Below are 26,986 nucleotides of genomic sequence, written 5' to 3'. Positions count from 1 at the left end.
TCGTCGCGGATCACTACGATTTCGCTATGCCGATGACCGCCATGCTGGAAGGCGCCCGGATTTCGGCCTTCGACGTCTCTGCCGAGGTTTGGGCCGCTCTTCGCGAGAACTACCGGTACACATCTCTGACAATGACGTGCGGCGAGCAGGCCATCCCGAAACACTCGTCGCTTGGCCTGCGGTTCTTTGCGCACCACCCCGGCGTCGGCTGTCAATTGCATGAGACGGGGCCTGAGACGGCGGAGCACCACGCGGCGAAGACCGCGCTGGCCGGAGCAGGAGAAGTCACGGGATGGGAGTCGCACATCGAGTACGTCTCTGAGAATCGGGACTGGATTGCCGATGTGCTGCTCATCCGCGGTGAGAAACGAATCGCGGTCGAGGTTCAGTGGTCGCCTCAGTCGGATCAGGAATTTGCCCGCCGTACCAGGCGATACCAGGAGGCCGGCGTCGAGTGCCGATGGTTCCTTGGCCCCTCGAACTGGACTCGCGAGGTTCCTCAGTCCTACCGAATCGGCGGTGCGGCCGACGCGCTGGAGGCGACCGTCCCGGGGAAGTTCGCGGCGGGGAGCGACGTGATTCCGCTCGCGGATGCAGGGCGAAGACTCTTCGGGGGCGAGCTCAACAAGCACGTGCAAGCAAAAGCGACTGAGGTCGACATCGGGACTGCTGCACGGATAGGTGACGGTTGGTTTGTCACGCAGCCAGTGCGGCTGGCGTGTTCATGATGACCTCGAACTCGACGGGCGTCAAACGGCCGAGGCGAGGCTGTCGTCTACGTCGGTGGTAGGTCTGCTCGATCCAGGTCACGATCGCGATGCGGAGCTCATCGCGGGTGGTCCAGCTGCGGCGGTTGAGGACGTTCTTCTGGAGCAGCGCGAAGAAGCTCTCCATGGCGGCGTTGTCACCCGCGGCGCCGACCCGGCCCATGGATCCGACCATGCCGTGGTGGGCCAAAGCGCGCAGGAATTTCCGGCTGCGGAATTGCGACCCGCGGTCGCTGTGGACCACGCAGCCGGCGACGTCGCCGCGCCGGGCGACCGCATTGTTCAGGGCGGTGACGGCCAGGCTCGACTTCATCCGGGAGTCGATCGAGTAGCCGACGATCCGGTTGGAGAACACGTCCTTGAACGCGCAGAGGTAGAGCTTGCCTTCCGTGGTCCGGTGCTCCGTGATGTCACACAGCCACAACTGGTTCGGTTCGTCAGCGGTGAAGTCGCGACCGACGAGATCGTCGTGGACGGGCGGGCCCGCCTTCTTCCCGCTGCCACGGCCCCGCTTCTTGCCGAACGCGCTCCACCAGCCGTTCGCTGACGCGATTTTCCATGCGGTCCGGTCCGACATCGCCTCGCCGGCGTCGCGGGCTTCGTCGGCGAGGAGCCGGTGCCCGAACTCGGGGTCGTCCTTGTGCGCGTCGAACAGCGCGTTCGCGCGATACGCCTCTACCACCTCGCTCGCGGTGATGGGCTTCGCCAGCCACCGGTAGTAGGGCTGGCGGGAGAGCTTGAGCACCCGGCACGTCACCGTCACGGGGATCCCCGCGGCGGCGAGCTCAGTCACGAGCGGGTAGAGCCTTTTCCCGGCAGGCTCGCCTGCGACAGATACGCCGCCGCCCGCCGAAGCACCTCGTTCTCCTGCTCGAGCAGCCGGACCCGCTTCCGCAGTTCACGATTCTCCGCCGACTCCGCCCGGGACGGGCCCGGCGCGGTTCCTTCGTCAACCTTGGCGCGGTGGAGCCACTTCTGCAGGGTCATCGGGTGAACGCCGAAGTCTTTCGCGATCTGCTCGATCGTGACTCCGGGCTCGCGGTTCCTCGCGACGCGCACCACGTCGTCACGGAACTCGCTCGGGTAGGGCTTGGGCACAGCAACATCCTTCCAGGCCGACCCCTCGGGCAAGCCAGATCAGATGTCACCTATCCGTGCAGCAGTCCCATCTCACCACATCGGCGCCAGGCATGCTTTCAGCGGAGCACTGCGGAAGGGACAAGACCTATACCGCCTGGCAGTACTCGCGTACCAACAACGTGACACAGAATCACATTGGAGATTTCCAGGGATTCCTCTCCACGGCGGGCTTCAACTCTGACACCGCACTGTGGACAGGCGGACGCCTGTCGAAGATGATTCCTGCCATCTACACGGGCAGCTACACCGACATCTCCACGGGTGAGTTCGTCCGCGGTGGAAACTACCCGGCCGTCGGGACTGACGTCTGCTACACCGGATCAAGGTCAGGGAACGTGTGCAGCAATGAAGTCCTCTTCACCGGACTGACAATCTGCTACTCCGTCACGCAGTGCTACGCGGGCATCACCTGGACCAGTCAGCGGTCGAGCATCGAAGCGGCCGGCAACGGCGACAGCGGTGGCCCGGTGTACCAGATGGTCGCCGGTAAGGCGATGGCGTCGGGCGTGATCAGCGGCATTGTCGGAGGGTCGCAGACCTGCACCGGGGACCCGGGCACAGCGACCCGAAACTGCAGCCCTGTCGCACTGTTCGCACCCGTGGTCGCAGCGATCGGCAGCGGCGGAAACTGGGGCCTTTCGTACATCCCCTAGAACTTGCGAGAGCCTGCTGTGCCCCCAGGAACCGATTCGAAGGTCCTGGGGGCACAACTACGGGCGGGCAACTCCGGGAAGCCCTTCATGGTGGGCCGTTTACCCCACCCATGCGACGAAAACATATGCCGCGATCGGGCAAATCGCGAGCAGAGTAACGCCGACGACAACGACAGATCGGCGCCTTATGGGTGCGACCAGTGCGAAGAGCATCGTCAAGGCATAGATGCCCAGTACCACCCAAGTAGCTACCGTCGCGCTGTCTGCTCGGTGGGGCTGCTGACAGTTCAGCGGTGCAGGTTCGATGGCGGGGCAGACGATCGGGCCCCATGGAACCGCCACCAACCAGAGGAACACAATGGTGCCGACCGCCAGCAGCGTCGCCGCGATCACCAGTCCTACGGAGACATGCTCACGTTGACGAACGCTCTGAGTCCCCATGCTCTCAACCCTACGGTGGGTGGCTCGCCGCGTCTGGGCCCCGCGCGCCCTAGACATGCGTGCTCGAGCTGAAACCGACCAGCAGACCCCCGGTCACTTTGACCGCGAGGTTGTAGATGCCGGCGAGGACCGCGCCCAGGACGGTGACGACGACAAGGTTCAGGATGGCGACCACCGCTGCGAACGAGAGCACCTGAGGCAACCCCAGGAACTGTGACAGCAGGATGCTCCCGTCCGAGAAGCCCGCCATGACCCCGTCGACCTCGGCGATGACGTTCGTCGCTCGCACGACGAGGTAGAGGAGCACGAATCCGACGACGGTGACGACGGCGACGGCGATGGCGGCCAGGAAGGATAGCTTCAACGCGGACCAGAAGTCGACGTACACCAGCCGGAGGCGTACCTGCTTCACGCCTGTCTTGTGGGTGGACTTCTTGGCGAGTTGGTCGGCGATCGAACTCATGGTCAACTACCTCTCTTCGGGCACGGTGGGACAGGTTCGTTCGGCTACGGCACGCGAAGCTCTCGGATCGGTTCTCGTGTGCTGGCGACCGCGGCGGGTAGCAGTGATGCGATCGCGGCGGTGCTGATGGTGAGGATGGCGAGTGCGGCGGTGAACGCCAGTCCTGGGAACGGGTCGCCGGTTGCGGCGAGCGCGATCGCGGATACGGCGAGGCCGGCCACCACGCCGGCGACGGTGAGCAAGGTGGTCTGTGTGAGCAGGAGCCCGATGATGAGGCCGCGGGTGGCGCCGAGGGCGCGGCGGCGGCCGAAGTCTTTGCGGCGCATCATCACGAGGGCGTACAGGATGACCGCGACGAGGACGCCGGTGACCGCGAGGGTGACGAGCACGAGCCCGCGGGAGAAGGTCCCCAGCTGGGTCTGCACGATCGCGCGGAGGTCGGCGAGCGCCTGTGAGGTCTGGACCGAGATCTTCGTGGGGTCGTCTACGGCGAGCACGGAGAACACGGCGTTGGAGACGGGCGTGACCAGGTCGGGGCGGTCGGCGATCACGAGGAGGACATTGACGGTCTCGTCGCCGGCGGCATCGGGCTGCGGGGCGAGGACGACGGGTTCGAAGCCGGTGAGGAAGTCCGGGGTGGTGAGCGAGCCGGCCATGGCGTAGTTGGTGCCTGTGGTCGTAGTGATGGAGCCCGCGATGTCGGGAAGGCCGAGCTGTTCGAGGGCTTGCGGTGAGGCGTACGCGAGGTCGCCGGGTAGCGGCGAGGTGGCGGGGATGCCGAGCCGGCTGAGGTGCGCCCCGTATGCGAGGCGGACAGGGACTCGGGTGCCGTCTGGGACGGCGGCGTTGGTGGCGTCCACGGCGGAGGAGAACGCGGCAGCCCATTCGATGCCTTCGATGGTCGCGATCCGGTCGAGCACGTCACTGGTGAGACCGGCGCCGGTCTCGGCCCGGACTTGGATCGTGCGGGTGCCGGCGTCGTCGATGGAACCGAGCACCCGCTGCTCCGCGCCGACGGTGCGGCCGGTGGTGAGCATGACGGTCAGCACCATCCCGACCACGACGAGGACGGTGACGACCGACGCGATCGGTTGCGACAGTGCGGATGCCCACGCTTCCCTCACGACCGCTGCGGGGCGGGCCGTCACAGCTCGATCCTCCGGTCACAGGCGTCCGCGACCTCGGGCGAGTGGGTGACGATGATGACCGCGGCGCCGGAGGCCGCGTGCTCCTGCAACGCGTCCACGACCACCGCGGTGGTGGCCGGGTCGAGGTTCCCGGTGGGTTCGTCGGCCAGCAGGATGCGAGGCTCACTGAGCAGGGCCCGGCACAGCGCGATCCGCTGCGCTTGACCGCCGGACACCTGGCCAGGCTTCCGGTCGGCGGGAACGTCCACCCCGAACCTGTCGAGGAGCTCCATCCCGCGGCGGGCGGCATCGTTTCGGCGCGCGCCCCGGTAGAGCGCTGTCTCGGTGACGTTGTCGATGACCGTCCGGGTCTGATCGAGCGCGGCGTCCTGAAAAACGAACCCGAACCGGTCTGCGCGCAGGCGTGCTTTCGCGGCGTCCCGGACGGTGGAGGCCGGCATGCCGTCGATGAGGATCTCTCCGGCGGTCGGTCGGAGCATCAGCCCGAGCAGGTACAGCAGCGTCGATTTCCCACGCCCGGACGGGCCGGTCAGCGCAGTGGTGGTGCCTTCGGGGAACTCCGCCGACCAGCCGTCAATGACCGGTGCGGTGCCACGTCCATACGAGAAGGACAGGTCCTGGGCGCGCAGCAAGATCAGGATCCCTCACCGGGGATGCGAACTCGGGTGCCGTCGCTGATGCCCTCCACGACGGTCATCCCTTTCGCCGCCGCCACCACGGTGACCGGAACACGGCCGCCGGTCTCGTCGATGACCGCGACCTGCCCGTCGCTGCCGGTGACAAGGGCCGCGGAGGGCACCACGAGACCGGCGACCGTCTCCTGAGTCACGATCCGAGACCTCAGGATGGATTCTCCGGACACCGGCACCTGTGCGCACTGATCGGCGCAGATCACCGCGCCGCCCTCCCCTGAGAGCGAAACGATCACGTTGCCGGTGTCCGCCTCCGGCTTCTGCTCGACCACGAACCCCGCCCACTCCGCGCCTTCCGGCGAGGTGATCTGCACACGCGTGCCCGCCGGCATCATCGCGGCCTGCGCGGTGGTGACCGGAACCTCGAACACCGGCGCCGCCGGGAGCCCCTGCACCGCTTCCTCACCCCCGGCCAGCGTCGCGCCGCGGAAGATCAGCTCCTCGTCGAGGGCGACACGGGTGGGCAGAGTCGGCACGTAGATGACATCGCCGGCGTCGACCGCCCCGGTCTGCGGCACACCCAGACTCTTCTGCCACGCCTTGATGGCCCGGACAGTGCCAGCTTTCGCCTTCCCGTCCACGGCACCGGAGTAGAACCCGCGGGCCGCGAGCATCGTCTGAAGCTGGGCGACGTCCGTACCCTCGGTGTCCTGCCCGATCGCCCGGAACGCCGGGACATCGCCCTGGGCCACGACAACTGGCTTCAGGTCAACGGTGTACAGCGTCGATCCCTGTGAGACTTCATCGCCGGCGGTCACGGTGACCCCGGTGACGACCCCGGCTGCCCGGTTCGCCCCAACGGGCACCGGAGTCCATTCCGCCACCGTGTTCAGTTGGATGCTTGCCCCGACCTCGCCAGGCTCGACGGAGACGTAGGTGTACGGCGTTGACTCGAGAACGTCCTCGGCCGGGGTGAGCACGGTCGTGACCGCCCAACCGGCCGCAGCGCCGACGCCCAGGAGAACGATCGAGCCGATCACGACCCAGGGCCAACGCCGCACCTTTGCGTCAGATGGCCTCATGCGACCGGCCCTGGACGCTGACGCCGCCAACACCTATTGCCATCCTCGTCATTGCGTCAACCTAACCGATCCGCCCTGTTGCTCTCCGGCCGATCGGGCCGACCCGCGCGAACATGTCCCAGATCGTGGAGTGACGCGGAGCTGGTCATTCCACGATGCTTCTCACGCCACCTACATCTCTGGTGGCGACGTTCAGCGTCCATGCTGGGGTTCAAGGAGTGGAACATGCGCACAGGACGGCAGAAGTTGGCGGCAGTACTCACGGCAGCGGTTCTCGGGGCAAGCCTGTCCCTCGCGGCGACGCCCGCATTCGCCTACGAGAACTGGCAGCTGAGCCACAATGCAGGCACGAACAACCGGCTGCAGATGTCGTCCAACACCTCGTCGAGCACGCAGTACTACGTCGACTCGGTGATCAAGGTCAGCAGCCCGTCTGGGGCGCTCAGCTGGAACCAGGCGGTCTCGGCCGGGTATCACAACACGACGATGATCACGCCGGGCACGTTCTCCTCGAAGTCGGCGTACGTCTACTGCCCGTCCGGAGCCACGTGCGCCGGATAGCAAGGCTCGCGACGGCCGTGACGGTGTGTGCTCTCACCGTCACGGCCGTCGCCGCGTGTTCCGCCACCGACCCACAGCCACGCGAGACGGTCGAGGCGACAAAAGACTGGACCACGACGGCAGATCAGTGGATGGTGCTGTACCGGGACATGCTCGAGTTTCGCGCCCAGGGCTCCGGCATCGCCGACCCGCCCGACGTTGAGATCGTACGAATCGTCCCCATCGAGGAGTGGCCCGAAGCGCAGGTTGACTGTCTGGCGGAGGAGGGCTTTTCGGCGTCTGTCTACTCGGGTGGAGCAGTGGAGTACGCCGACGTCCCGAAGGAGCAAGGGCCTGCCCTGAATCTTGCGGTGTACGTGTGCGAAGCGAAGTACCCCTACGACGTTCGCCGGAACGAACCGCTTCCGGAGAAGCAGGCGACGGCGCAGTTCGAGTTCTTCAAATCCACCGTGGCGCCGTGTGTCACTGCGCTCGGCTACGACGTCAGCGAGCCGCCGTCGCTGCAGACGTGGCTGAGCGACTACAGCGCCACGGGGAACGCGTGGGACCCGATCGCGGAGGCGTGGGAGGCCAGCGGCCGGAACCACGAGGTGCTCATGGAGATCCAAGCGGAGTGCCCGCGCGAGGCGCCGGGGTTGTACCCAGAGATCGACGGCCTGCAGTACTGACCCCCATGGACGGCGGAGCGACAGCCATGAGCAGTTGGCACGGTGCGTTGTTCCCCGTCCCACCGCGCATGTCCGAAGCGCTCACTCTCGTAACGCAGAATGGGGTGGGGCAGCACCGGCTCGGAGACGAGCCGTCAGGACGTTCGGATGGGGTTTCGTCGTGTCGAGTCAGGGTGAGCAGGAGAGCGCCGGCGACGGCGAGCTGCTCTTCAGGCTCGCGCGAGGCGATGAGCGCGCGTACCGCCAGCTTCACGACCGGCACGCCCAATCCGTCTACCGTGTGGCGTTGGTGCTCGTCCGCAAGCCGTGGGATGCCGAGGAAGTGGCGGCGACCGTGTTCTTCGAACTGTGGCGCAAACGGGACGCCGTCCGCATCGTCGACGACTCGATTCTTCCGTGGCTGCTCACCGTCACCTCGTTCGTCGCGAAGAATCAGCTCCGCACGACCCGCCGGTACAGCAGGCTGCTCAGCCGGATCCCCCACGACGGCCCAGCGCCAGACCATGCTGATGAAGTCGCCGGGGCGCTGGACGCGCTCCGCATCTCACAGGACATCCGGGCCGTGCTCCAGTCACTGAATCCACGCGATGCGAGCATCCTGCTGCTGAACGTCGTCCACGAACTCCCCATCAAAGACACCGCTCTCGCACTCGGGATACCGGAGGGCACCGTGAAGTCGCGCCTGTCCCGTGTCAAGGCACGGTTGCGGACCACGCTGCGCCGATATGCTCCCCCTGCACAGGAAGCAGACGCATGAGCGCCGACAACGGCAGGATGCCGCACCACGACGCGGTCCAGGACCTCCTCATCGAGAAGATGCGGAGCGATCTGTCACGCCCGAAGTGGTGGCAGACCATGTGGGGCAGGTTGTCGATCGCCGGCGGTGCGCTGCTCGTGGCCGGCACCGCTGTGGCCGGTGTCGTCCTCCTCGAGACTCGGCCCGTGAGCGAGACGCTCGTCGTGCACTGCCTCGACAGTCCCCACCGTGGGGCCGACGGGTCGCTGCCCGGAGCTGCCGTGAGCATCGCCGCACCCGACGGGGTGGTGCCGATCGAGGACGCCGAAGCGGTCTGCGAGCAGATGTGGCTGTCGGGTTCCCTGCAGGAGCCGGATGCGTTGAATCCGACGCCCACGCCGGGCGATGCGCCCGAGGAGTTCACGACCTGTGTCACCGAGAACGGTGAGGCTGCGGTTGTCCCCGGGCGCATCGAGTGCTCAGTGCTGCACCTGCACCCCTATCAACCGAACGTGCCCACCGGGCGGTAGACGATCGATGAGCTGCGTGAGGCCATGAAGCCGAGCGTGGCGCAGTACGGTGCGCAGGTGAGGACGTCGCCACCGTAGCTGGTGGTGTCGTAGTGCGAGGCCCAGCAGCTGCTGTAGCCCTCAGCGGACTGGATGTTGTTGTTCCATCCGCTGGCCAGGGTCGGGAACCCGTAGGTCACGCCGTAGCAGCCGCTTCCGGTGCCCCAGTGGATGAGGACCGACCCGGAGCGGGACGTGCCCGTCCAGACCTTCCCGATGGTCACGGTGCTTGCGGCCGCGACCGCGGTGCGTGCCGCGGGCCCGGACTCGACGAGCTGTTCGATGTCGCCGGGGGCTCCGTCTTCGATGAACTGCTCCGCTTCGGCCACGGTGTCGAAGCAGGAGATGACCGTCGGGATCTCCTCCGGCATCGGCTGGCCCACGGGAACGGCGACGCCGCCGACCGTGCAGGCAGACGGCTCATCAGGTTCCGCGGCGACGGCCGCGGTGGCGCTGAACATGGACAGGGTGATGAGAATGGCGGACACGGCCGCCAGAGTGCGCTTTGACACAGAACTCCTCCTTGGGGGATTCGTCCTGTATGTCCGTCACCCGGCTTCCGGTTCCCTCTCGGGTCCCGACGGGTCAGTTCGAAGTGCCGGTACTGGCTCTACGACGATCTCTTCGTCATCGATGTGGACCGTGATCGGTGAAAGCACATCGACGTCCTCGGGCAATTCCACCCAATTCGACGTCGCAGCCATGTCGCTCGTGCACATGGATCCACCGGAGCTCCCGAGGGTCACTCCGACCTCCTGCGGGGCTGTCTCTTCAAGAGCCGTCGGCACGGCAGGGCAGGAGCCGCTGCCGAACGTGACGATAATCAGCGAGGCCTCATCCGCGGAGAGGAACACAGTGGTCTCGAAGTCCGTCGGCTCGACCACGCCGCCCGCCACCTCATCTGCGTCCGGGAGCCCGCTGACCTGCTTGGTCTGAATGCCGGCTTCCGCTGTGCCGCAGGCCGCGAAGCTCAGCCCGCAGACGGCCACCAAGGCCGCAGTGGCTAACGCTCTGACGAGCATCTCGCCCCTCCTGAACCCTCGCGCGCACCTCAGCGTCCCTTCTCCCGACGCTTGCATCGGCCGCCGTCCTGCTGGCTACCGCAGGTCATAGACGTGCTCCGGCAGCTCGGGGCATTCGGTGCTGAGCTCGTTGACCTGGTCCATGCCCAGCGGAGATGCTGCCACGTCCAGGTACGGCGACCACTGCTCGTTGGTCTGCCAGGTCTGCTCGAACACCTCGAGGCTTGGCGGTGCTGACACTTCGACGCCCGCCTCCTGCAAGCAGATCGTCAGGGTCGTGGTCTGGTACTCGTAGAGCGCTTGCAGCTGGGCTTCGTCGAACGGACGGGTGTACTTCTCCTCGAGCGGGTACATCACCATGCAGGACCACTGCGCGACGTCGCTCGCCATTGCCTGCGCGGCGTCCTCATTGACAGCGAGCATCCCGTTCGGCTGGGCTTCCGCTTCGAAGCCGGACTCGGTCATGCAGTCCGCGACGGTACCGGCCCATTCGAAACGGTCGACGTAGCGGACCACGGCGACGGTCGGCCGTTCCGCATCCGGGTACTTGGCCGCCACCTGCTCCCACAGCTGATCGGCGATCTGCGAGGAAGACGTTGCGACTGGCGCCGGTGTGGAGGTGGGCTCACTTGGCGGGTTCGACGCGCAACTCGTGAACATCGCGGACAGGACAGCGATGCAGGCGATCGCCGACCACCGCTGCAGTAGTGAATGACGGTCGCTCATCAAGGCTCCTGGTGGGGTGCGGACTCTGGCTGGACTCGTGGCCGGTCGTCCGGACGACCGGCCACGAGGATCACGCGTAGTTCTTGCAGGACGGGGTTCCGGACGCGCTCGTCGTCCCTTCGATGCCCCACGCACCTCCGCCGGTCTTCGGCATACCGTCGTTGTACGTCGCCACGAGGGTGTAGGTGCCGCCGGTGATGGAGATGAACCGCTTCTGGCTGCCGGGCGGCACGTGCGTCGAGTACACCTAGGCGGTCGCGGTGAGCCACCCGTAGTTCGCGCCGCACCCCAGGGTGCCCGTTTGGATGGCGGCTGAGGCCGGTGCGGCGACACCGAGGCTCAGCACGATGCCGGCGGCCGCGGCGAGAACCGCGATCCTCTGCCATCGCCGCCGCTGCTGCTTCGGTGTCGGTTTGAGAGCTGTCATGTTCGTCCTCTCTGCCGCCCACGTTGGCGGCTTCTACTCCGAAATGTCCGCCGTCCGGATTCGGTTCCATCTCCGCGATCGCGTGAGATGGTTCGACGAATTCGGAACCGCGCTGGCTGGTTCGGACATGACGTGCTGTGGAGAACGGAACTCAGACGTCACTGCGCACGCGCTGTCTAGAGCTGATCGACGCGCACTTCTCCGAACATCGCGCCGACCACGCTTGGCTCGCTCGACGGCTGCATGTCTCTCGACGGCATCTGGCCAGAGCGTTCGAGGGTGACCGGAGCGTTGCGGAGCGACTCGCTCATCGCCGGCTGGCGCAGTTCGTCGTGACGGCCGTGCTTGAACCAGAGGCGCCGCTCTCGACGATCGCGGAGCGCTGTGGATACGCCAGCTACGAGACGATGCGCACGCAGAGCCACCGCTACCTGGCATGTTCGCCGCGCAACGCCAGGGATCTGATCGCGACAGGCGAGAGCGGGGAGCTCTACCGCGCTGCGTAGTACTGGGGGCGACCACTGCCGATGCCAGCCAATACGATTCAGGCGTGTTCCTGTCTCACCCGCGCGGCTTCCGTGACCCATCACTCGTGGCCGAGCGTCTCGCGATGCTCGAGACGGAGCAGTCCGTTCAGCCGTTGCGCGAGTGGGCAGCCCACCAGGCTGCCAGTCGAGACGTGCACATCCCTCAGTTCGACCCGGCGGAGGCCGGGGTGGACGCGAAGGTGCTGTTCCTCCTGGAAGCGCCTGGGCCGATGACGAACGCAGGCAACCGACGTGCAGGGAGCGGGTTCATCTCAGTCGACAACGACGATGCGACAGCTTCTGCAATGTGGTCGGCCAGGGACTCGGCGGGGCTGCATGACGGGGTGATCGTATGGAACATCGTCCCCTGGTACCTCGGGGCTGCGTCCCGGAAGCCGACGGCCCGGGAGCTCGTGGATGGGGCCGCGGCGCTGCGGGAGATGCTGACCCTCCTCCCCTACCTCGAGGTGGTCGCCCTCACCGGCCGGTACGCGCAGGAGGGGTGGCGCCGGCACGTCGCCCTGTGGTTCGCGGATGGCCCGGACGTCGTGGACATCTGGCATCCGTCACCGCTCTCGCTGAATCAGCCGGGCAGGCGAGCGGAGTTCAACGAGTCGATCGCGGGCATCGCCGAGTCGGTTCGGCAAGGCTGAGCCAGCCGGCGCTGTAGCCTCAGGGAATGCGCCGCGCCCAGCTGCCTGAGCACACCTGCGGGTGGTCGCCTCAGTATCGGCGGACGGTCTCCAACGACGAGTGCGAGAGGTGCCGGGCGGAGGACGAGCTGGTCCTCGACACGCAGCGGTTCGACCAGAGGATGCGTTCCTGGGTCCATCGGCCGACGCGGGCTTCGCAGATGGTGTCGGCGGCCGACATCCCCGCCGCAGGCGAGCCGGTCCTGGACACGGAGGAGCCTGAACTGCGCCGAGAGACCTTCGTGCCCCTCAGCGACACCGAGCAGAAGTAGCGCAGCTCAGTTGTGACGCTGCGCGGCGATGCCCTTGGCGAAAGCAGCGTCTTCGGCCTGCACGCGCCGGTGGGATGAGAGCGCGGCGCGCACGGACGTGTAGATGATCAGCCACAGGATCAGGCAGCCGATGAGGAAGATGGCGAGGCTGTAGAGCAGCGACCAGATCGTGATGCTGGCGAAGAGCGCGGGCAGGGCGGGGTCGTTGCTGCCGTGACGCTGGGCGGCGCCGAGCAGCGCCTCGGGAGAGTCCAGGTCGAGTTCCTCGGTGGTGAATTCTCCCCATGTCGGTATGTCGTCGTATCGGACTCGGCGGGCCGAGATGACATCCGCCGGACCCTGCTCACCCGAGGCGAAGGGGAGCCCGAACAGGTCCGATGCGAAGCGCGCGGCACGCGCCGCGTCGGTGCCAACCGTCGCGCTGGTGGCGATCGCCTGCAGCGGTGCGCTCCCAGAGACTCGCTCGCGGAGCCTGCGCAGGAGGAACCCCACTTCAGCGCCGGATGCCCCGTCATAGACGTGCGCCTCATCGACGACGATGAACTGCCACGTGCTCGAGCCACCCACCGATGCGAACAGCTCCATGTCCTGCGGGCGGAGCAGCAGGTACTCGAGCATCGCGTAGTTCGTCAGGAGCAAGTGCGGGGGAGTGGCGCGCATCTGCTCGCGACTGAGCAGTTCGTTCGGCAGCATCGGCTGGCCGGGGAACTGCTTGCCGAACTTCTTGCGGGCCCACTCGGTGGTCTGCTCTGTATCGCCGGTGTAGCGCCCGAAGGTGATCTGCGGCGTCGCGGCGAGCAGCGACCGCAGGCGCTTCAGCTGATCGTTGGCGAGCGCGTTCATCGGGTAGAGCAGGATGGCCCGCACTCCCGCGCCGAGGGTTCCCGCGGCATGTTCGCGCAGCAGCCGGTCGACGATCGGCAGCAGGAAGCTTTCCGTCTTGCCCGACCCGGTTCCCGTCGCCACGACGACGTTTCGGCCCGCGCGGATGGCGCGAATCGACTCTTCCTGATGCGAATAGAGGGGTCGATCGAGCGGGAAGGACGGGGAGGCGAGGGACGCGAATGCCGGGCTGAGGATGCCTTCCTCAATGAGTTCGGACGGAGACAGGCCCGTGACGAAGGGGGGCGTGGCTTCGAGGTACGGGCCCTTCACGAGCTGCTGGTGAGCCTCCGCATCGATCGCGTCGCGGAGGGCTGCCGCAATCGATGGGTCTCGGGGGGACACGAGTGATCGCAGATATCGCCGATACGCGTTGGCGATGGTTCCCGATACGGCAACCGGGTCGATCGCTGTCGTCATTGCTCGCTCCACCTCGTGATCCACAGTTCCGCCAGGCCAAGATCCTGCTGAACGATATCGGGCGCGGCGTCCGCGAGTCGCATGTATGCCTTCCTCAACTTCTCGAATGTGCGCGAGCAGGCCGGTCCACCCCGCGAGGCTGTCCTCGCAACGAACGCACACGCGAGGGAGAGTGCCGGGAGGTTCATCCACCCGTCATCGCTGATGCGTATGTCGAGAGGTGCGGTGGCGGAGGGGCCGAGATCAGTCGCAATCGCGGTACGAGCCTCGGTGATCAGGGTGCGTGAGACGGCGATGACAGCGTCCAGAGATCTATCTCGGCGCCGGTCGAACAGAAGCTTGCTTGCCTGTGCGCGGGTGTCCTTGTCCAGAAGGCCCCGCGGAAGAACGTTCGCGATGGCCCACATCGCGTCGATGCGATCTTGGGGCATCGAATCGAGCACCCTATCGCGCGGACCGAAGCGACCGACGGCCGCGTAGGGATCAGTCCCCGCATCAAGGATGTCGATGGCGGACTCGCCGACGTACTTGCTGAGGTTGTCGCGCAACTGATCCCGGTGCGGTCCCGCGTGCTCGTCGGTGTCTGCGACGATCCCGAGCGCAGGACTGAACGACCACAGCAGATCCGACGACTCCCACGCCTCGCGAGGGACGGTGACGACATCCGCTTCGACGAAAAGACGGAAGAGGTCGTTCGCATCTGACTCGGCGCGCAGGACTGCGTCGACGACCTGCTCGCGATTCGAGCGGACGGCTTCGGCTAGCTCGCTCCGCAGCCGGTCGATGTCGATCCGCTTGGCGACCCGTGGAACGAGAGTGTAGATCTTGAGGGCGATCGGGAGGCTCTCGGGTGTCGAAGGACACGGGGATCCGGTGGCTAGCCACGACCGGAAACCGCGTTCTCGCGGATCGTCCGGCTCGCTGACCTCGCCCCATTCCGTGACGAACGCGTTGCGGGTCGACCAGTCGGGCAGAGCCGGTGCCTCGAACGGCACCCATGGGTTGGCGACGGAGACCACGAAGGTTGCCGCTCCCTCCCTCAGGACCTCTTCGGGCAACGCGACGGCGACGGTGCCCGGCGGAAACTGGATCGAAGCGGGCGCTCGCCACGGGGCGTACTTCGGGTAAGCGAGTGCCATCAGTCCCTCGACGGGCATGGCGTTCTCGAGCGCGAGAACGCCATCGTCGACGGATGCTGCCGACGTTAGCTGTCCGGGTCGCACATATGCCACAGGGACGGAGCGGTCGCCGAGGATGAGCCGCAGCTGAGCGAAGCGATGAGTCTCGAGTGTGTCGCTCAGCTGCGCCAGCGAAAATGATGCGGCGCCTCCGGCCTGCGACGCGTTGATGGCCTGCACGAATTCGCCGCTCGCCACCGCCCCAAGCTGCGCTCCCCATGTGCCCGGCGGAACGTCGACGCGCAGTGTCGTGCCGACGAGAGATTCCAGGTCGAGCGGAATGGGACCTCCCGACCGCGACCTGAATGCAGTTCCGGCAGCGCCTACAGCCATCGACGGCAGCTTCGCACTGATCTCCAGTGCGTTCGTGCCCGCACGCAGAGTGCGCGCTCTGCGCCATCTCTCGGCGGTGAACGACACGACGAGTTCCTCATGTTCGATCGCACCCGAGCGGATCGTGAGCTCGGCGCTGTCGAGCCCTCTGCCATCTGGTCGCATCCACCGGAAGTCGGTCGATGCGACCGCCGAGAAGCCATCGGCTATCGCCACCCGGAGAGTCGCTCCGCGGCCGAGCGGTCCTCGTACGTTGACGATGAAATCGCCGAGTGGGCTCTCGTTGGTCGAACCCCAGAGACGCACGGTCATCGTGCCGGCGCCGACGTCGTAGTCATCCGTCGAGAGCACTTCGCCCTCGGATGTCGCCACCGAGACAAGCCACGTCATCGTGGCCTCTCCGCCTGTTCCCGGGAGCTCGAGCAGGGGCTTCTCAGCGAGAACCGCTCGACCGTCAAGCGTCTCGATAAAGGGCACAGTGGAGCCGTCGATGAGGCGAGGACGCCGTGTCGTGGAGACATACCGCCAACGGTCGGACCCTCGCAGTCGCACGCGCGTCGCGTCAGACAGATCGATGCTCGCGAATTCCCAGCCGTCCCAGCCGCTTGGTGTGCTTGCCTTCTCCAACACCACGAAGTTGCCTTCACATTCCAGCAGGTATTCCGCCGTCGATGCGGACTCGCTCGGGAAGGCCACCCACACTCGACCGCGCGAAAGTGAATTGCGAGAGGGGATCAGCTGCTGCGTGCCGTAGTCGAACACCAAGAGGGGGTCGTCAGCATCGATGAGGTCGAGCTCCCAGGCCTGCTCTGAAGGCACGACGGAGACGACCGCGCGCCTGGCCGGCGCCCGAACGGGCACAAACTTGGGCGTCACGGGATCGCCCGGCCACGGCGCGGGGGACTCGACGCGCTGGCTGGTTCCGTCGACGGTCACGATCCACTGAATGTCGCTCTCGGTTTGAGCCTCCAGCGGTGGCAATCGAACCTGCACGCGCTGCGCGGAGAACACGAGGCTGGGCGCGACGTCGATCGCTCGACGTTCACGTGCACCCCGGCCCCGCCGTGTGTCGGCGCCCGCCAAGGCCAGCGCGATCTCGTCGAGGACGGCACTCGGAAGTGCGGGATCCTCGCTGGTGGCCCCAGCGACATGATCTATGGCGATCAAGCAGCGGTCTATGAAGTCGGCCGCGATCTCACCCGTCTCGGTGATGAACAGCCAGGTGGGTACGTCGATGCCCCGCGTGATCGCGACCTTCTGCGAAAGACCCGACAACCATGCGACGAAGCTCTTAGCGTCGCCCGACGGGTTCGTCTCGTCCCATCGCGCGAGCGTCTTTGCCAGAGCGCCGACGCTGTTGATCGGCACCCCTCCGTGCAGAAGAACCTCTCCGACGTTTCGCCGAGAGGTCAGCGTGAAGCGCGACAGTCCGAGCGTCGTGAGTCCGTGCCGAAAGCCATTGGCGAGCTCAGCCTGTTTGTTGACGTCTCCAGGCATGCCGATTGTGGACCACACATGGTCCCAGTAGGTGCCGGCATCGTAATGGCGTGAACCGATCGCGCAGAGGCCGGTGAGAAGTACGGCACGGTACTTACGGGCGAGTCGCTGTCGCTCCTCGGCGTGCGCACGATTGAGCCAGTTGCGACCGAGGATGCGAAAGGCTCGAATGGCAGTATCCGGGTCGACTTCCGCTTCCGCGACAAGAGACCGCCCCACCAGTCGATTGCGCCACTCGCGCTCCCACTGGTCGAAACCCTCATTGGTTACCACTTGCAGACCCCCAGCATTCCCGCGTCACACCATAGCGGCGCAGGAGGACAGCGGCACAGCATGGGCAATTCGGGACAGATCTCGTCACACGGCCGCGTCGCGACACAGCAGGCGGACATCGCAGTGTTTGCACTTGTCCTTCGACGGTGACGCTGCGAAAGACAGCGACCGCAGTCCCTGAGCTGCCATTTCCACTTGTGCTTCGGCTCCCTGCACGGCGGCATCCCCGACATCGACCGAGTGGCGGGTGGCCTTCCCCATGTCGTGCACGAACGCCGCCGCCACCGTGAGACCTTCGCGCCGGCCCGCGTCGGCATAGATCTGCAGCTGCAGCGGCTCGACCTCCGGCCCGGTCGCCGTCTTGTAGTCGACGATGGCGAGATTCTCCGGGATGCCGTCATGCTCGTCGTAGATGACATCCGCGCGGCCCGAGACCACGATTCCGTCGAGGTAGAGCTCGAACGGCCGCTCGGTTGCCCACGTCCGCAGGAACTCGTCGGGATAAGTGTCCACGTAGGACTGGACGAGTGCCCGTGCCCGATCCTTCATCTGCTTGTGCGCGGGCTTGTTCGCGAAGGGCAGGAAGAAGTCCGAATCGATCAGGCTGTCGATCTCCGCAGCCGACGGAAGCACACCTTCGGCCTTCGTCCGTTCGGCGATCACTCGCATGACGTGGTGCACGGCATTGCCGTAGCCGAGCTCGTCGCTGACGGGTGGGAGGAAGCCGAGTCGCGTCCGAAGAAGATAGCTACGACCGCAGCGAAGATAGGCGGCGACGTCGCTGTACGACACCTGGAGATCTGGCACTTCGACAGTCTTCGCGTCGACGGACTCCGCAAAGCCACCCGCACCCGCGATATTGCGCGAGGCCGACAGGTAGGGCGAGACCGGCACGGCGTTCTTCGTCACCCGCCCGTGCGAGGAGAGCGCGACCCAGTCTCGTGCGCGCGTGACCGCAACATAGAAGAGCGATGGGTGCGCTCCGACACTCTGGCAGGTGGGTGCGTCGTTTGGTCGATGTGGGACGGGTACCTCGACTCACCAGCCAACTCCCGAATGGTCGGCGCACTGGAGAAGGCGGGCGTCCGCTTCATCCACCACCACACCTCAGGACATGCCAGCCCGGCAGATCTCAGGAGGTTGGAGCGTGCGATCGCCGCGGATCGGTTGGTACCGATCCACACAGACGCGCCACACCTGTATGCCTCCCATTTCGATACCGTGGTCGGAATCGAAATGGAGGGCACCTGGTGGGCGGTGTGAGCAAGCGGTGGCCTGAGCATCTCGAACTTCGCTACGACCGTCGCGTCTCCGACGACTTCTTGTCGCTCTTCGTCCCAGGCGGTGACCTGTCGGTTCTCGCCGAGTACGCCCGAAAGGCGCCCTACCCGATCGACCTTCAGTTCAGGCGCGACATCAAGACAGACGCGCAACGGGCGACCCTGTACGTCGGAACGGAGAAGGTGCTCGACGTCCACAGGGACGGACTATCCGCAGTGCGGTTCGCTGGGCATAGGACCCGCGGCACACAGAGCGGCTTCGATGAAATCGGATCTGCCTCGGTCGCCTTCCGCGAACTTCGCCCCGTGCTGGATTCACTGGGGCTGTACCTCGACCGAGTGATCCCACCGGTCGCGGGCGGGTCGGCGGGCGTCGAGGGCGCTGTTCAGTCCGCAGTGTCGTCGTACGACTCGCTTGAGAGGTCGATGCTCGACCGCGAGTTCATCCTCCAGTTCCGAGACGACCCCACCCGACGCCGCATCCTCAGCGAAGCCGGCGCAGACCTCCTCGCGCTGGCGAAGTCAGCACCCGTACCCGGGGCGGCACCCGAACGGCTGGGCGGCGAGGCCGACCTGATCGCCGTCGACGGGGCCGGAGACCTGCTCGCTATCGAGGTCAAGCCTCGGAACGCGTCGACCATAGCGTGGGCGCCCCTGCAAGTGATCGTGTACGCGCGGTTGCTGTCACGCTGGCTCGCCGCGGATGGTGCAGCCGTCGAGATCCTCCGAGGCGTGGCCGACCAACGACGCGCCATCGGACTACTCACCCCCGAGGCAGCGATCGGAGACCACCCATCCGTGCGCCCCTTGCTCGCCATCCAGCGAGGCATCCCGGAACGGTTCCACGACCGACTCGCCACCGTCCTTCAACACCTCGCTGAAAACGATGTGGTCGAGGCGGCAAGTCTTGAAGTCTACGAAGTCGACTTAGCCGGCCGGCTGAGACTTCTGCCGCATTAGATGCTGCGTCGCTCGACGGCGCCCATCGTGACCTGCGCACCGAGTTGCGATGGTGTGAACATAGCGGACGCATCCCCAGGACGAAGCCGAGGAACGTGTAGCAACAACTCGACGCCGCCCACCGTGATTGTGAATGGGGTCTGCGGCAAAGTCAGTCGTCGCTCAATCATTACTCCCGGCCAGCGTCGACTGCGAGGGAAGAGTTGAGAACCGAGATCGGGTTCATGACATGGTGTTGGATCAGATCCACGTCAGCATCAAGGATGCGATGTTGGTCTACGGGAGCCACTGATGACTCTCGCGCGGCGTGCTGAAGACCGTCAGGAAATGTGGCGGCGCGGGGAATCGTTGTGTGCAGACGAACAAATCGAGTTGTAGTCATTTACTGGACGGTTGAGATACCTCGAGGGCCCTCGAGTACCATCCAGAAGCTTCGAACGCCGATCGCGTATGCTGGCAGTCATCACCACTGGAGTGAAGTCGAATGGCGCGATTCCAGGGGTTTTGGGAACATGCGAGACCATCCGGGCCTGTGGCGCAGCTGGTAGCGCACCTGCATGGCATGCAGGGGGTCAGGGGTTCGAGTCCCCTCAGGTCCACCGACAAGGCCGCCCGATCAGGGCGGCCTTTCGGTTTTCGCGGGGATCTCGGCGCTTGCCGTCACCCGTGCATGCGCGGGTCGTGGGCCGGGTCGGCGTAGGGCGCCGGACAGCCGTGATCGATCGCTTCGGGACGCAGCTCGAAATGCCAGGACTCGTTCCCGTACGTCTGGCAGAGCCCGTAGGCGGCGCCATTCGCCGTCAGCCAGTCCACGGCGTCGTACGAACCGACATCGACCGCGTCGCCCGCCACATGGGCCGAGGTTGCGGACGACGCCACCCAGCGAGCGGCCTCCTCCGCCGAGCCGTAGTGAGACACGGCCTCCTGCAGCAGCCGGTCCTGGTACTCCGCGGAACGCCAGCCGCTGTTGACAAGGACGATGATGTCGGCGGCGGCCGCATCGTGCGACGCGCGCTGCAGCGCATCTCGCAGACCGTGCGACAGACCCGCGATGCCCGGGTAGGCCTCGTCGAACGCCGTCGCACCGGAGGGAAGCAGCCCGTCTTCCTCGGTGACCGCGCCGTCGAGAGGCGGCGGCACGTCGGCGAGCGACGCACCTTCGGCGATGCTGCCCGTCGGCACGGTGGCCGACGCCGACCGATATACCGCGGCACCGGCGATCGCGAGGGCGCCGATGAGCAGCGACACGAGCACGGCGCGGAGCGCGCGCCGTGATCTCGCAGGGGCGGTTGCTGTGGGGTTCATGCTCCCAGCTGACGTGCGCGCGTGTTGCGAGAGGGTATGCAGTTTCGGATACGCGGACGATATGCACCGGCTCGTAGCATCGAGGGCATGCGCGTGCTGGTGGTGGAGGACGAGCCCCTGATGGCGGAAGCGATCCGTGACGGGCTGCGCCTCGAGGCGATCGCGGCCGACATCGCCGGCGACGGCGACACCGCGCTGGAGCTGCTGAGCATCAACAGCTACGACATCGTCGTGCTCGATCGCGATATTCCCGGCTTGTCGGGCGACGAAGTGGCCGCGCACATCGTGCGATCCGGCAGCGGCATCCCGATCCTGATGCTCACGGCGGCGGACCGTATCGACGACAAGGCGACCGGATTCGAGCTGGGCGCCGACGACTACCTCACGAAGCCGTTCGACCTGCAGGAGCTCGTGCTGCGGCTGCGGGCGCTGGATCGTCGCCGTGGCCACATCCGGCCACCGGTCCGGGAGCTCGCGGGGCTCCGATTGGATGCTTTCCGGCGCGAGGTCTACCGCGACGAGCGCTACATCGCCGTGACGCGCAAGCAGTTCGCCGTGCTGGAGGTCCTGATGAGCGCCGAAGGCGGCGTCGTGAGCGCCGAGGAGCTGCTCGAACGCGCGTGGGACGAGAACGCCGACCCCTTTACGAACGCGGTGCGCATCACGGTCTCGGCCCTGCGCAAACGACTGGGGGAGCCCTGGGCCATCGCCACCGTCCCCGGAGTCGGCTACCGGATCGACGTCGACGACAGCGCGCGGCATGACTAGGGCACCCGGCATGAGCGTGCGGCTCAAGCTCACCCTGAGCTACGCCGGATTCCTGATGGTGGCCGGCGGGCTGCTCCTCGCCGTGGTGGGGGTCTTCCTGCTGAGATACGTTCCGGACGGGCAGATCACGGGCCCGGGGCCCTTCGTCCCGAATCGCGGCGACCTCGTCCGCGCCTTCACGCCGGCGGCCTCCTGGGCGCTCATCTTCCTCCTCGTGTTCGGACTGCTCGGCGGCTGGATCCTCGCCGGACGGATGCTGGCGCCGCTGGCGCGGATCACAGAGGCGACGCGCCTCGCCGCGAGCGGTTCGCTGTCGCATCGGATCGCTCTCCCCGGTCGCCACGACGAGTTCCGCGAGCTGGCCGACAGCTTCGACGCGATGCTGTCACGCCTGGAGGCGCACGTCGCCGAACAGCGGCGGTTCGCAGCGAACGCCTCGCATGAGCTGCGCACGCCGCTGGCGATCACCCAGACCCTGCTCGACGTCGCCCGAACCGACCCCGACCGGGACGTCGACGCGCTCATCGAGCGGCTCCGCGCGGTCAACACGCGCGCGATCGACCTCACCGAGGCGCTGCTGGTGCTCAGCCGGGCGGAGCAGGGCTCATTCGCCCGTGACGCGGTAGATCTGTCACTCCTCGCCGAGGAGGCCGTGGAGACGCTGTTGCCGCTCGCCGAGGCCCGAGGCGTGACCGTCCACGTGAGCGGCGTCGCCGCCTGGACCGGCGGCTCTGACGCGCTGCTGCTCCAGCTCGTGTCGAACCTGCTGCACAACGCCATCGTCCACAACCTCCCCGAGCACGGCACGGTCGACGTGATCACCTCCGCACGCGGCGACACGGTGGAGCTCGTCGTCGAGAACACCGGCGAGGTGCTCAGCCCGGCGCGCGCCGCCACCCTGGTCGAGCCGTTCCAGCGCGGCAGCGAGCGTGCCCGCACCGGCGATCATGCCGGAGTCGGGCTGGGCCTCGCGATCGTCCGGAGCATCGCGGAGGCCCATGGCGGGACGCTCGCGCTCATGGCCCGGCCGGAAGGCGGCCTGCGCGTCACGGTGCGGCTCGGCACGCTGCATCCGTAGTCCGCCCATTGCGCGGCTGCGGCGCGTCGACAAGGGTGGAGCGCATGAGCGCTGTGACCCCGTTCCTCTGGTTCGACGATGCCGCGGAGGAGGCGGTCACCTTCTACACCGCGCTGATCCCGGACTCCGAGCTCGTCACGATCGACCGCTACCCGGACGAGGTGCCGGGCATGGGCGGCAAGGTCATGCACGTGCACTTCCGGCTCGGCGGCCGCGACTACTTCGGCATGGACGCCGGCCCGCAGTTCCCCTTCACCGAGGCTGTCTCGCTGTACGTCGCCTGCCGCGACCAGGCCGAGGTCGACCGCTACTGGGACGCCCTCACCGCGCAGGGCGGCCAGGAGCAGCCCTGCGGATGGCTCAAGGACCGGTGGGGCCTGTCGTGGCAGATCATCCCCGACCGGCTGGTCGAGCTGATCCGCCACCCCGACCCTGACATCGCCCACCGCGCGGTGCAGGCGATGCTCCGCATGCGCCGCATCGACCTCGCGGCCCTCGAGGCTGCCGTGGCGGACGGATGAGACGCGACGCCCGGTGGGCGGCGGTCGGATGCCTCGTCCTGGCGCTGACCACGTCAGCCGGGTGCACCGCCCCGGCGCCGTCGCCGTCGCCCTCGTCGCAGGCGCCCACGATCGGCCCGAGCACGGCCCCGGCAGCCGAGACTTGGTGGCGTGCCGGGTCGGTCACGGGAACCCTCGCGTCGGAGCTGGTGGCGCCGTGGTCGGTCGTGCCCCTCGACGGAGGCGGCGCGCTCATCTCCGAACGCGGCGACGGCACGGTGCTCGAGCTCACCGCGGACGGTGGGGTCCGCACGGTCGGCGTCATCCCCGCTGTGGTGTCGGGCGGCGAATCCGGCCTTCACGGACTTGCCCTGCACGAGGCCGACGGCGCGCGCACGCTCTTCGCCTACTTCGGCGCGAGCGACGACAACCGCGTGGCACGGATGCCGCTGCTCGGCGACCCGGGATCCTTCGAGCTGGGCGGGCCTGAGGTCATCGTCGACGGCATAGCGCGGGCGAGCACCCACGACGGCGGGCGTCTCGCGTTCGGGCCGGACGGCTACCTGTACGTCACGACAGGGGATGCGCAGCGGCGCGACGCCGCGCAGGACCCGGACGACCTCGGCGGCAAGATCCTGCGCGTCACCGTCGACGGCGACCCCGCTCCCGGCAACCCGTGGAACACGCGCGTCTGGTCCATGGGACATCGCAACGTCCAGGGGATCGCCTGGACGGCGGACGGCACGATGTGGGCCAGCGAGTTCGGTCAGAACACCTGGGACGAGCTCAATCGCATCGAACCCGGCGCGAACTACGGCTGGCCGGCCGTCGAGGGCATCTCCGACCGGGAGGGCTTCACCGATCCGGTGGCGCAATGGCCGACGAGCGATGCGAGTCCCAGCGGGATCGCCACCCGCGGCGACACGGTCTTCATGGCGGGGCTCCGCGGCGAGCGACTCTGGCAGATCGACACGGCTGCCGGCAAGATGCGCGGCGAGCCCGTCGCCGCCCTGGTGGGCGAGCACGGACGACTGCGCGACGTGGTCGCGCCGACAGACGGCTCGCTGTGGCTCCTGACCAACAACACCGATGGACGCGGCTCGCCGCGACCCGGCGACGATCTGCTCCTGCGGGTGGAGCTCGTCGAGGCGCCGTGACGCGTGCGTCCGCGCGGACCCCGGCACGCTACGGTGAGAGCGTGACCTCGCAGCCCCGCTGTCCGCATTGTCGCCACTTCGTCTACCTGGACACCCTGCAGTGTCCGAACTGCGAAGCCGAGATCGGCTACCACATCCCGACACGCGAGTTCTTCGGGCTCCGTCACGGCCAGGCCGTCATCGACGGCGAGACCTGGTACACCTGCTCGAACCGCGAATGGGCGTGCAACTGGCTGGTGTGGGAGAACGCGCCCGCCGGCCGCTGCTTCTCCTGCCGGCTCACGCGCCGCCGTCCGGCGGCGGACGACACCGTCGCGCTCGAGAAGCTCGCGAAGACCGAGGAGGCGAAGCGCCGGCTCCTCCTGCAGCTCGCCGATCTCGGCCTGCCGATCGTCGGGTGGGACGTCGAGAAGGGCGGGCTCGGGTTCGACCTGATCTCCAGCCTCTCCGACGGCAAGCCGGTCACGATCGGGCACGCCAACGGCATCATCACAATCGACCTGGCCGAGAGCCTCGACGATCGCCGCGAGGCGCTGCGCGTGCGGCTCGGCGAGCCGTACCGCACGATCCTCGGCCATCTGCGGCACGAGGTCGGTCACTACTACCAGAACGTCCTCCTCACCGACGACGAGCTCTGGGCGCGGTGTCGCGAGCTCTTCGGCGACGAGCGCACGAGCTACCGCGACGCCCTGAAGCGCCACTACTCGTTCGGGGCGCCCTCCGACTGGCACGAGGCCTTCATCTCCGAGTACGCGACGATGCACCCGTGGGAGGATTTCGCCGAGACGTTCGCCCACTACCTCCACATCACCGGCACCCTGCAGACGGCCGCGGTCATCGGCATCCATCTCGATGCGTCCGTGACGAACCTCCGCGACACGGATGTCGTCCCGCTCGAGTCGTACGAGAACGAGCCGATCCAGAGGCTGCTCACCGATTGGGAGTGGCTGTCGCAGGCGTTCAACCGCATCAACCGGTCGATGGGCTTCGGCGACCTGTATCCGTTCACGATCGTGACGCCGGTGCGGCACAAGCTCGCCTTCGTCCACGACATCGTGACGCGCGCGCCGCTCAGCCCGGGGGAGCAGTACACGCTCGCGATGGCGGGCGCCGGGGCGGGGGAGACGGAGACGTCATGACCTCGTTCGCGCGGGGGCAGCGGGTGATCGGTGCGGCGACGCACTACGTGGAGAACCAGCCGCCCTGGCGCGTCGACGTGGACGAATACGCACTGAATGCGCCCCTCGGCGCGGCGGTGCGCGCGTTCGGGGCGGAGTGGGCCGAGGACGGCCTCCGTGAAGCCGGCGCGCTCGTCGGCTCGGGGCCGTTCCAGCGCGACGCGGATCTCGCGAACGTCCACACCCCGGCCGCCCACGCCCACGACCGGTGGGGCTTCCGCCTCGACGAGGTCGAGTACGACCCGTCGTACCACCGCGTGATCGCCGAGGCGGTCGCGCGTGGCGCGCACACCTCGGCATGGGCGCAACCGCGGCCGGGGGCGCACGTCGCCCGCGCGGCGATGTTCATGCTGTTCGCGCAGGTCGAGCCGGGTCACGCGTGCCCGGTGTCGATGACCCACGCCGCTGTCGCCTCGATCGAGGGATCACCGTGGGTCGCCGACGAGTGGCTCCCGCGACTGTACTCGCGCGAGTACGACCCCCGGCTCATCGTCGACGGGGGCAAGGCGAGCGCCCTCATCGGGATGGCGATGACCGAGAAGCAAGGCGGCTCCGACGTCCGCGCCGGCACCACCGTCGGCGAGTCGATGGGCGGACACGCCTACCAGCTCACAGGGCACAAGTGGTTCTGCTCCGCCCCGATGTCGGACGGCTTCCTGGTGCTCGCCCACACGCGCAGCGGAGGCGTCGAAGAGGGCCTCACGTGCGTCTTCGTGCCCCGTGTCCTGCCGCACGGGATGCGCAACGCGTTCCGCATCCAGCGGCTCAAAGACAAGCTCGGCAACCGCTCGAACGCGTCGGCGGAAGTCGAGTTCGACGGGACCGTCGGGTTCTTGATCGGCGAGCCCGGCCGTGGTGTCCGGGCGATCATCGAGATGGTCCAGCGCACGCGCCTCGACTGCGTGCTGGGCACCGCCGCGGGCATGCGGCAGTCGGTCGCCGAGGCCCTCTGGCACGCGCGCGGGCGCGAGGCCTTCGGCGCGCTCCTGGTCGATCAGCCCGCCATGACCGGCGTGCTCGCGGACCTCGCCCTCGAGTACGAAGCCGCGATGCTCACCGGCCTGCGCCTCGCGCAGCTCTTCGAGGCCGAGGCATCCGATCGCGATATCGCGCTGCGCCGTCTCGCCACGCCGGTGTCGAAGTACTGGGTGTGCAAGCGCGGCCCTCACCATGCCTACGAAGCGCTCGAGTGCCTCGGCGGCAACGGCTACACCGAGAGCTTCCCGCTCGCCCGTCGGTACCGCGAACAGCCCGTCATGGCGATCTGGGAGGGATCGGGCAACGTCATCGCCCTCGACGTGCTGCGGGCGCTCACGCGCGACCGCGAGTCGGGCGAGGCCTTCGCCGACGAGCTCGCCGCCACGGCGGGCGCTTCGGCGGTCCTCGATCGGCACGTGGAACGCACCCTCGCCCTGCTGCGGCGTCTCGCGGCCGATCCGGATGAGGCGCCGTCACAGGCCCGTCGGCTCAGCGAGGACCTCGCGCTCGCCTTCCAGGCGTCCCTCATGCTGCGCCATGCACCGGGACAGGACGCCGATACGTTCATCGCCGCCCGGCTGGGCGAGGAACGCGGCGCGCAGTATGGTGTGCTGCCTTCGGGGACGGATGGCGCGGCCATCGTCGCGCGCCACTGATCGCCGTCCGCGCTTAG

Annotated in this window: 32 protein-coding genes and 1 tRNA gene; 18 read left to right on the top strand and 15 right to left on the bottom strand. The window is 67.3% G+C overall.

Annotated elements, in window-relative coordinates; all coding sequences use genetic code 11:
* Nucleotides 1–26: 26 nt before the first annotated feature.
* Nucleotides 27–728, top strand: coding sequence for a competence protein CoiA (locus ASF40_RS06805; protein WP_056367428.1), 702 nt, complete (start codon nucleotides 27–29; stop codon nucleotides 726–728).
* Here ASF40_RS06805 and ASF40_RS06800 read toward each other — a convergent pair.
* Nucleotides 697–1,865, bottom strand: a protein-coding gene (locus tag ASF40_RS06800) for an IS3 family transposase (RefSeq protein ID WP_157549505.1) whose coding sequence is annotated in 2 segments (ribosomal slippage) — nucleotides 697–1,578 and nucleotides 1,581–1,865 — 1,167 coding nt in all. Because the reading frame shifts where the segments join, the coding sequence is not laid out codon by codon here. The two genes, ASF40_RS06805 and ASF40_RS06800, sit on opposite strands and share 32 nt — an antisense overlap.
* A 92-nt stretch (nucleotides 1,866–1,957) precedes the next feature.
* On the opposite strand from ASF40_RS06800, the gene ASF40_RS06790 reads away from it, so the two are divergent.
* Nucleotides 1,958–2,560, top strand: a complete 603-nt coding sequence (locus ASF40_RS06790) for a trypsin-like serine protease (protein WP_157549502.1) — start codon at nucleotides 1,958–1,960, stop codon at nucleotides 2,558–2,560.
* 99 nt (nucleotides 2,561–2,659) lie between these two features.
* Here ASF40_RS06790 and ASF40_RS06785 read toward each other — a convergent pair whose 3' ends face one another.
* From ASF40_RS06785 to ASF40_RS06765, 5 genes are read right to left on the bottom strand one after another with little or no spacing between them, the layout of a single operon-like run.
* A complete protein-coding gene (locus ASF40_RS06785; protein ID WP_157549499.1) occupies nucleotides 2,660–3,001 on the bottom strand; it encodes a hypothetical protein in 342 nt (113 codons plus the stop codon).
* Nucleotides 3,002–3,050: 49 nt separating this feature from the next.
* Nucleotides 3,051–3,464, bottom strand: a complete 414-nt coding sequence (locus ASF40_RS06780) for a DUF3566 domain-containing protein (protein WP_056367423.1) — start codon at nucleotides 3,462–3,464, stop codon at nucleotides 3,051–3,053.
* 44 nt (nucleotides 3,465–3,508) lie between these two features.
* Entirely contained in the window at nucleotides 3,509–4,612 is a 1,104-nt protein-coding gene (locus ASF40_RS06775; RefSeq protein WP_056367422.1) for an ABC transporter permease, read from the bottom strand.
* Nucleotides 4,609–5,244: an ABC transporter ATP-binding protein gene (locus ASF40_RS06770; protein ID WP_235560155.1), complete on the bottom strand. Its 636-nt coding sequence runs from the start codon at nucleotides 5,242–5,244 to the stop codon at nucleotides 4,609–4,611. Before ASF40_RS06770 ends, ASF40_RS06775 begins: the two co-directional genes overlap by 4 nt.
* A gap of 2 nt (nucleotides 5,245–5,246) precedes the next feature.
* Complete coding sequence (locus tag ASF40_RS06765) at nucleotides 5,247–6,326, bottom strand: peptidoglycan-binding domain-containing protein (protein ID WP_082496910.1); 1,080 nt, start codon at nucleotides 6,324–6,326, stop codon at nucleotides 5,247–5,249.
* 225 nt (nucleotides 6,327–6,551) lie between these two features.
* Between ASF40_RS06765 and ASF40_RS06760 the strand changes: the two genes are divergently transcribed.
* The 4 genes from ASF40_RS06760 to ASF40_RS06745 all read left to right on the top strand — a co-directional run bounded on the left by ASF40_RS06760 (nucleotide 6,552) and on the right by ASF40_RS06745 (nucleotide 8,821).
* Complete coding sequence (locus ASF40_RS06760) at nucleotides 6,552–6,887, top strand: hypothetical protein (protein ID WP_056367420.1); 336 nt, start codon at nucleotides 6,552–6,554, stop codon at nucleotides 6,885–6,887.
* 17 nt (nucleotides 6,888–6,904) lie between these two features.
* The gene (locus tag ASF40_RS06755; protein ID WP_157549493.1) at nucleotides 6,905–7,555 is read left to right on the top strand and encodes a hypothetical protein; all 651 of its coding nucleotides are present in this window, start codon (nucleotides 6,905–6,907) and stop codon (nucleotides 7,553–7,555) included.
* A gap of 160 nt (nucleotides 7,556–7,715) precedes the next feature.
* On the top strand, nucleotides 7,716–8,312 hold the full coding sequence (locus ASF40_RS06750; RefSeq protein ID WP_056367418.1) for an RNA polymerase sigma factor: 597 nt from the start codon (nucleotides 7,716–7,718) through the stop codon (nucleotides 8,310–8,312).
* Complete coding sequence (locus tag ASF40_RS06745) at nucleotides 8,309–8,821, top strand: hypothetical protein (protein ID WP_056367417.1); 513 nt, start codon at nucleotides 8,309–8,311, stop codon at nucleotides 8,819–8,821. Before ASF40_RS06750 ends, ASF40_RS06745 begins: the two co-directional genes overlap by 4 nt.
* Here the strand turns inward: ASF40_RS06745 and ASF40_RS06740 are convergent.
* The 5 genes from ASF40_RS06740 to ASF40_RS06725 form a co-directional block, all read right to left on the bottom strand.
* A complete protein-coding gene (locus ASF40_RS06740) occupies nucleotides 8,794–9,372 on the bottom strand; it encodes a hypothetical protein (RefSeq protein WP_157549490.1) in 579 nt (192 codons plus the stop codon). The genes ASF40_RS06745 and ASF40_RS06740 overlap by 28 nt on opposite strands.
* A 36-nt stretch (nucleotides 9,373–9,408) precedes the next feature.
* A complete protein-coding gene (locus tag ASF40_RS06735) occupies nucleotides 9,409–9,882 on the bottom strand; it encodes a hypothetical protein (protein ID WP_056367415.1) in 474 nt (157 codons plus the stop codon).
* Between the two features lie 75 nt (nucleotides 9,883–9,957).
* Nucleotides 9,958–10,608 carry a hypothetical protein gene (locus ASF40_RS06730; RefSeq protein ID WP_157549487.1) on the bottom strand — a complete coding sequence of 217 codons (651 nt, stop codon included), beginning with the start codon at nucleotides 10,606–10,608 and terminating at the stop codon, nucleotides 9,958–9,960.
* Nucleotides 10,609–10,678: 70 nt separating this feature from the next.
* On the bottom strand, nucleotides 10,679–10,840 hold the full coding sequence (locus tag ASF40_RS21065) for a hypothetical protein (protein WP_157549484.1): 162 nt from the start codon (nucleotides 10,838–10,840) through the stop codon (nucleotides 10,679–10,681).
* 15 nt (nucleotides 10,841–10,855) lie between these two features.
* On the bottom strand, nucleotides 10,856–11,035 hold the full coding sequence (locus tag ASF40_RS06725) for a hypothetical protein (RefSeq protein ID WP_056367413.1): 180 nt from the start codon (nucleotides 11,033–11,035) through the stop codon (nucleotides 10,856–10,858).
* Between the two features lie 137 nt (nucleotides 11,036–11,172).
* Here ASF40_RS06725 and ASF40_RS20830 point away from each other — a divergent pair, with 137 nt between their 5' ends.
* Genes ASF40_RS20830 through ASF40_RS06715 form a run of 3 tightly spaced genes read left to right on the top strand, consistent with a single transcriptional unit; the run spans nucleotide 11,173 to nucleotide 12,526 of the window.
* The gene (locus ASF40_RS20830) at nucleotides 11,173–11,541 is read left to right on the top strand and encodes a helix-turn-helix domain-containing protein (protein WP_082496908.1); all 369 of its coding nucleotides are present in this window, start codon (nucleotides 11,173–11,175) and stop codon (nucleotides 11,539–11,541) included.
* Nucleotides 11,542–11,585: 44 nt separating this feature from the next.
* A complete protein-coding gene (locus ASF40_RS06720; protein WP_235560154.1) occupies nucleotides 11,586–12,215 on the top strand; it encodes a uracil-DNA glycosylase in 630 nt (209 codons plus the stop codon).
* A 26-nt stretch (nucleotides 12,216–12,241) separates the two neighbouring features.
* Nucleotides 12,242–12,526 carry a hypothetical protein gene (locus ASF40_RS06715; protein ID WP_056367412.1) on the top strand — a complete coding sequence of 95 codons (285 nt, stop codon included), beginning with the start codon at nucleotides 12,242–12,244 and terminating at the stop codon, nucleotides 12,524–12,526.
* A gap of 6 nt (nucleotides 12,527–12,532) precedes the next feature.
* Here ASF40_RS06715 and ASF40_RS06710 read toward each other — a convergent pair whose 3' ends face one another.
* From ASF40_RS06710 to ASF40_RS06700, 3 genes are all read right to left on the bottom strand, one after another.
* A complete protein-coding gene (locus tag ASF40_RS06710; RefSeq protein WP_056367411.1) occupies nucleotides 12,533–13,828 on the bottom strand; it encodes a DEAD/DEAH box helicase in 1,296 nt (431 codons plus the stop codon).
* The gene (locus tag ASF40_RS21430) at nucleotides 13,825–17,109 is read right to left on the bottom strand and encodes a hypothetical protein (RefSeq protein WP_157549481.1); all 3,285 of its coding nucleotides are present in this window, start codon (nucleotides 17,107–17,109) and stop codon (nucleotides 13,825–13,827) included. The genes ASF40_RS06710 and ASF40_RS21430 overlap by 4 nt, the downstream gene beginning before the upstream one ends.
* 84 nt (nucleotides 17,110–17,193) lie before the next feature.
* Nucleotides 17,194–18,018 carry a RecB family exonuclease gene (locus tag ASF40_RS06700; protein WP_056367409.1) on the bottom strand — a complete coding sequence of 275 codons (825 nt, stop codon included), beginning with the start codon at nucleotides 18,016–18,018 and terminating at the stop codon, nucleotides 17,194–17,196.
* Nucleotides 18,019–18,165: 147 nt separating this feature from the next.
* Between ASF40_RS06700 and ASF40_RS21425 the strand changes: the two genes are divergently transcribed.
* The 3 genes from ASF40_RS21425 (at nucleotide 18,166) to ASF40_RS06685 (ending at nucleotide 19,948) form a co-directional block, all read left to right on the top strand.
* Nucleotides 18,166–18,372 carry a hypothetical protein gene (locus ASF40_RS21425; protein WP_157549478.1) on the top strand — a complete coding sequence of 69 codons (207 nt, stop codon included), beginning with the start codon at nucleotides 18,166–18,168 and terminating at the stop codon, nucleotides 18,370–18,372.
* Nucleotides 18,369–19,349, top strand: coding sequence for a hypothetical protein (locus ASF40_RS06690; RefSeq protein ID WP_157549475.1), 981 nt, complete (start codon nucleotides 18,369–18,371; stop codon nucleotides 19,347–19,349). The genes ASF40_RS21425 and ASF40_RS06690 overlap by 4 nt, the downstream gene beginning before the upstream one ends.
* Before the next feature lie 526 nt (nucleotides 19,350–19,875).
* Nucleotides 19,876–19,948: transfer RNA gene (locus ASF40_RS06685), tRNA-Ala, on the top strand.
* Nucleotides 19,949–20,009: 61 nt separating this feature from the next.
* Here the strand turns inward: ASF40_RS06685 and ASF40_RS06680 are convergent.
* Nucleotides 20,010–20,654, bottom strand: coding sequence for a M15 family metallopeptidase (locus ASF40_RS06680; protein WP_082496907.1), 645 nt, complete (start codon nucleotides 20,652–20,654; stop codon nucleotides 20,010–20,012).
* Between the two features lie 87 nt (nucleotides 20,655–20,741).
* Here ASF40_RS06680 and ASF40_RS06675 point away from each other — a divergent pair, with 87 nt between their 5' ends.
* From ASF40_RS06675 to ASF40_RS06650, 6 genes are read left to right on the top strand one after another with little or no spacing between them, the layout of a single operon-like run.
* Complete coding sequence (locus ASF40_RS06675) at nucleotides 20,742–21,422, top strand: response regulator transcription factor (protein ID WP_056367406.1); 681 nt, start codon at nucleotides 20,742–20,744, stop codon at nucleotides 21,420–21,422.
* A gap of 10 nt (nucleotides 21,423–21,432) precedes the next feature.
* Nucleotides 21,433–22,500, top strand: a complete 1,068-nt coding sequence (locus ASF40_RS06670) for a sensor histidine kinase (protein WP_327037399.1) — start codon at nucleotides 21,433–21,435, stop codon at nucleotides 22,498–22,500.
* Nucleotides 22,501–22,544: 44 nt separating this feature from the next.
* On the top strand, nucleotides 22,545–23,021 hold the full coding sequence (locus tag ASF40_RS06665; protein WP_056367404.1) for a VOC family protein: 477 nt from the start codon (nucleotides 22,545–22,547) through the stop codon (nucleotides 23,019–23,021).
* Nucleotides 23,018–24,157 carry a PQQ-dependent sugar dehydrogenase gene (locus ASF40_RS06660; RefSeq protein ID WP_056367403.1) on the top strand — a complete coding sequence of 380 codons (1,140 nt, stop codon included), beginning with the start codon at nucleotides 23,018–23,020 and terminating at the stop codon, nucleotides 24,155–24,157. The genes ASF40_RS06665 and ASF40_RS06660 overlap by 4 nt, the downstream gene beginning before the upstream one ends.
* Nucleotides 24,158–24,198: 41 nt before the next feature.
* Nucleotides 24,199–25,296, top strand: coding sequence for a zinc-binding metallopeptidase family protein (locus ASF40_RS06655; protein ID WP_082496957.1), 1,098 nt, complete (start codon nucleotides 24,199–24,201; stop codon nucleotides 25,294–25,296).
* Nucleotides 25,293–26,969, top strand: coding sequence for an acyl-CoA dehydrogenase family protein (locus tag ASF40_RS06650; RefSeq protein WP_056367402.1), 1,677 nt, complete (start codon nucleotides 25,293–25,295; stop codon nucleotides 26,967–26,969). Before ASF40_RS06655 ends, ASF40_RS06650 begins: the two co-directional genes overlap by 4 nt.
* Nucleotides 26,970–26,986 lie beyond the last annotated feature (17 nt).

Origin of the sequence: Microbacterium sp. Leaf288, assembly GCF_001422925.1 — a bacterium.
GTDB lineage: Bacteria > Actinomycetota > Actinomycetes > Actinomycetales > Microbacteriaceae > Microbacterium.
Note: the sequence above shows the minus strand (reverse complement) of the source record. Positions and strands in the feature narration are given on the sequence as shown.

Coding starts and splice junctions, on each gene's coding strand:
- ASF40_RS06805 (WP_056367428.1), top strand. CDS start 27: ATGCCGATGACCGCCATGCTGGAAGGCGCCCGGATTTCGGCCTTCGAC.
- ASF40_RS06790 (WP_157549502.1), top strand. CDS start 1,958: ATGCTTTCAGCGGAGCACTGCGGAAGGGACAAGACCTATACCGCCTGG.
- ASF40_RS06785 (WP_157549499.1), bottom strand. CDS start 3,001: ATGGGGACTCAGAGCGTTCGTCAACGTGAGCATGTCTCCGTAGGACTG.
- ASF40_RS06780 (WP_056367423.1), bottom strand. CDS start 3,464: ATGAGTTCGATCGCCGACCAACTCGCCAAGAAGTCCACCCACAAGACA.
- ASF40_RS06765 (WP_082496910.1), bottom strand. CDS start 6,326: ATGAGGCCATCTGACGCAAAGGTGCGGCGTTGGCCCTGGGTCGTGATC.
- ASF40_RS06760 (WP_056367420.1), top strand. CDS start 6,552: ATGCGCACAGGACGGCAGAAGTTGGCGGCAGTACTCACGGCAGCGGTT.
- ASF40_RS06745 (WP_056367417.1), top strand. CDS start 8,309: ATGAGCGCCGACAACGGCAGGATGCCGCACCACGACGCGGTCCAGGAC.
- ASF40_RS06735 (WP_056367415.1), bottom strand. CDS start 9,882: ATGCTCGTCAGAGCGTTAGCCACTGCGGCCTTGGTGGCCGTCTGCGGG.
- ASF40_RS06730 (WP_157549487.1), bottom strand. CDS start 10,608: ATGAGCGACCGTCATTCACTACTGCAGCGGTGGTCGGCGATCGCCTGC.
- ASF40_RS06725 (WP_056367413.1), bottom strand. CDS start 11,035: ATGACAGCTCTCAAACCGACACCGAAGCAGCAGCGGCGGCGATGGCAG.
- ASF40_RS06715 (WP_056367412.1), top strand. CDS start 12,242: ATGCGCCGCGCCCAGCTGCCTGAGCACACCTGCGGGTGGTCGCCTCAG.
- ASF40_RS06710 (WP_056367411.1), bottom strand. CDS start 13,828: ATGACGACAGCGATCGACCCGGTTGCCGTATCGGGAACCATCGCCAAC.
- ASF40_RS21425 (WP_157549478.1), top strand. CDS start 18,166: ATGGTCGGCGCACTGGAGAAGGCGGGCGTCCGCTTCATCCACCACCAC.
- ASF40_RS06680 (WP_082496907.1), bottom strand. CDS start 20,654: ATGAACCCCACAGCAACCGCCCCTGCGAGATCACGGCGCGCGCTCCGC.
- ASF40_RS06675 (WP_056367406.1), top strand. CDS start 20,742: ATGCGCGTGCTGGTGGTGGAGGACGAGCCCCTGATGGCGGAAGCGATC.
- ASF40_RS06670 (WP_327037399.1), top strand. CDS start 21,433: ATGAGCGTGCGGCTCAAGCTCACCCTGAGCTACGCCGGATTCCTGATG.
- ASF40_RS06665 (WP_056367404.1), top strand. CDS start 22,545: ATGAGCGCTGTGACCCCGTTCCTCTGGTTCGACGATGCCGCGGAGGAG.
- ASF40_RS06660 (WP_056367403.1), top strand. CDS start 23,018: ATGAGACGCGACGCCCGGTGGGCGGCGGTCGGATGCCTCGTCCTGGCG.
- ASF40_RS06650 (WP_056367402.1), top strand. CDS start 25,293: ATGACCTCGTTCGCGCGGGGGCAGCGGGTGATCGGTGCGGCGACGCAC.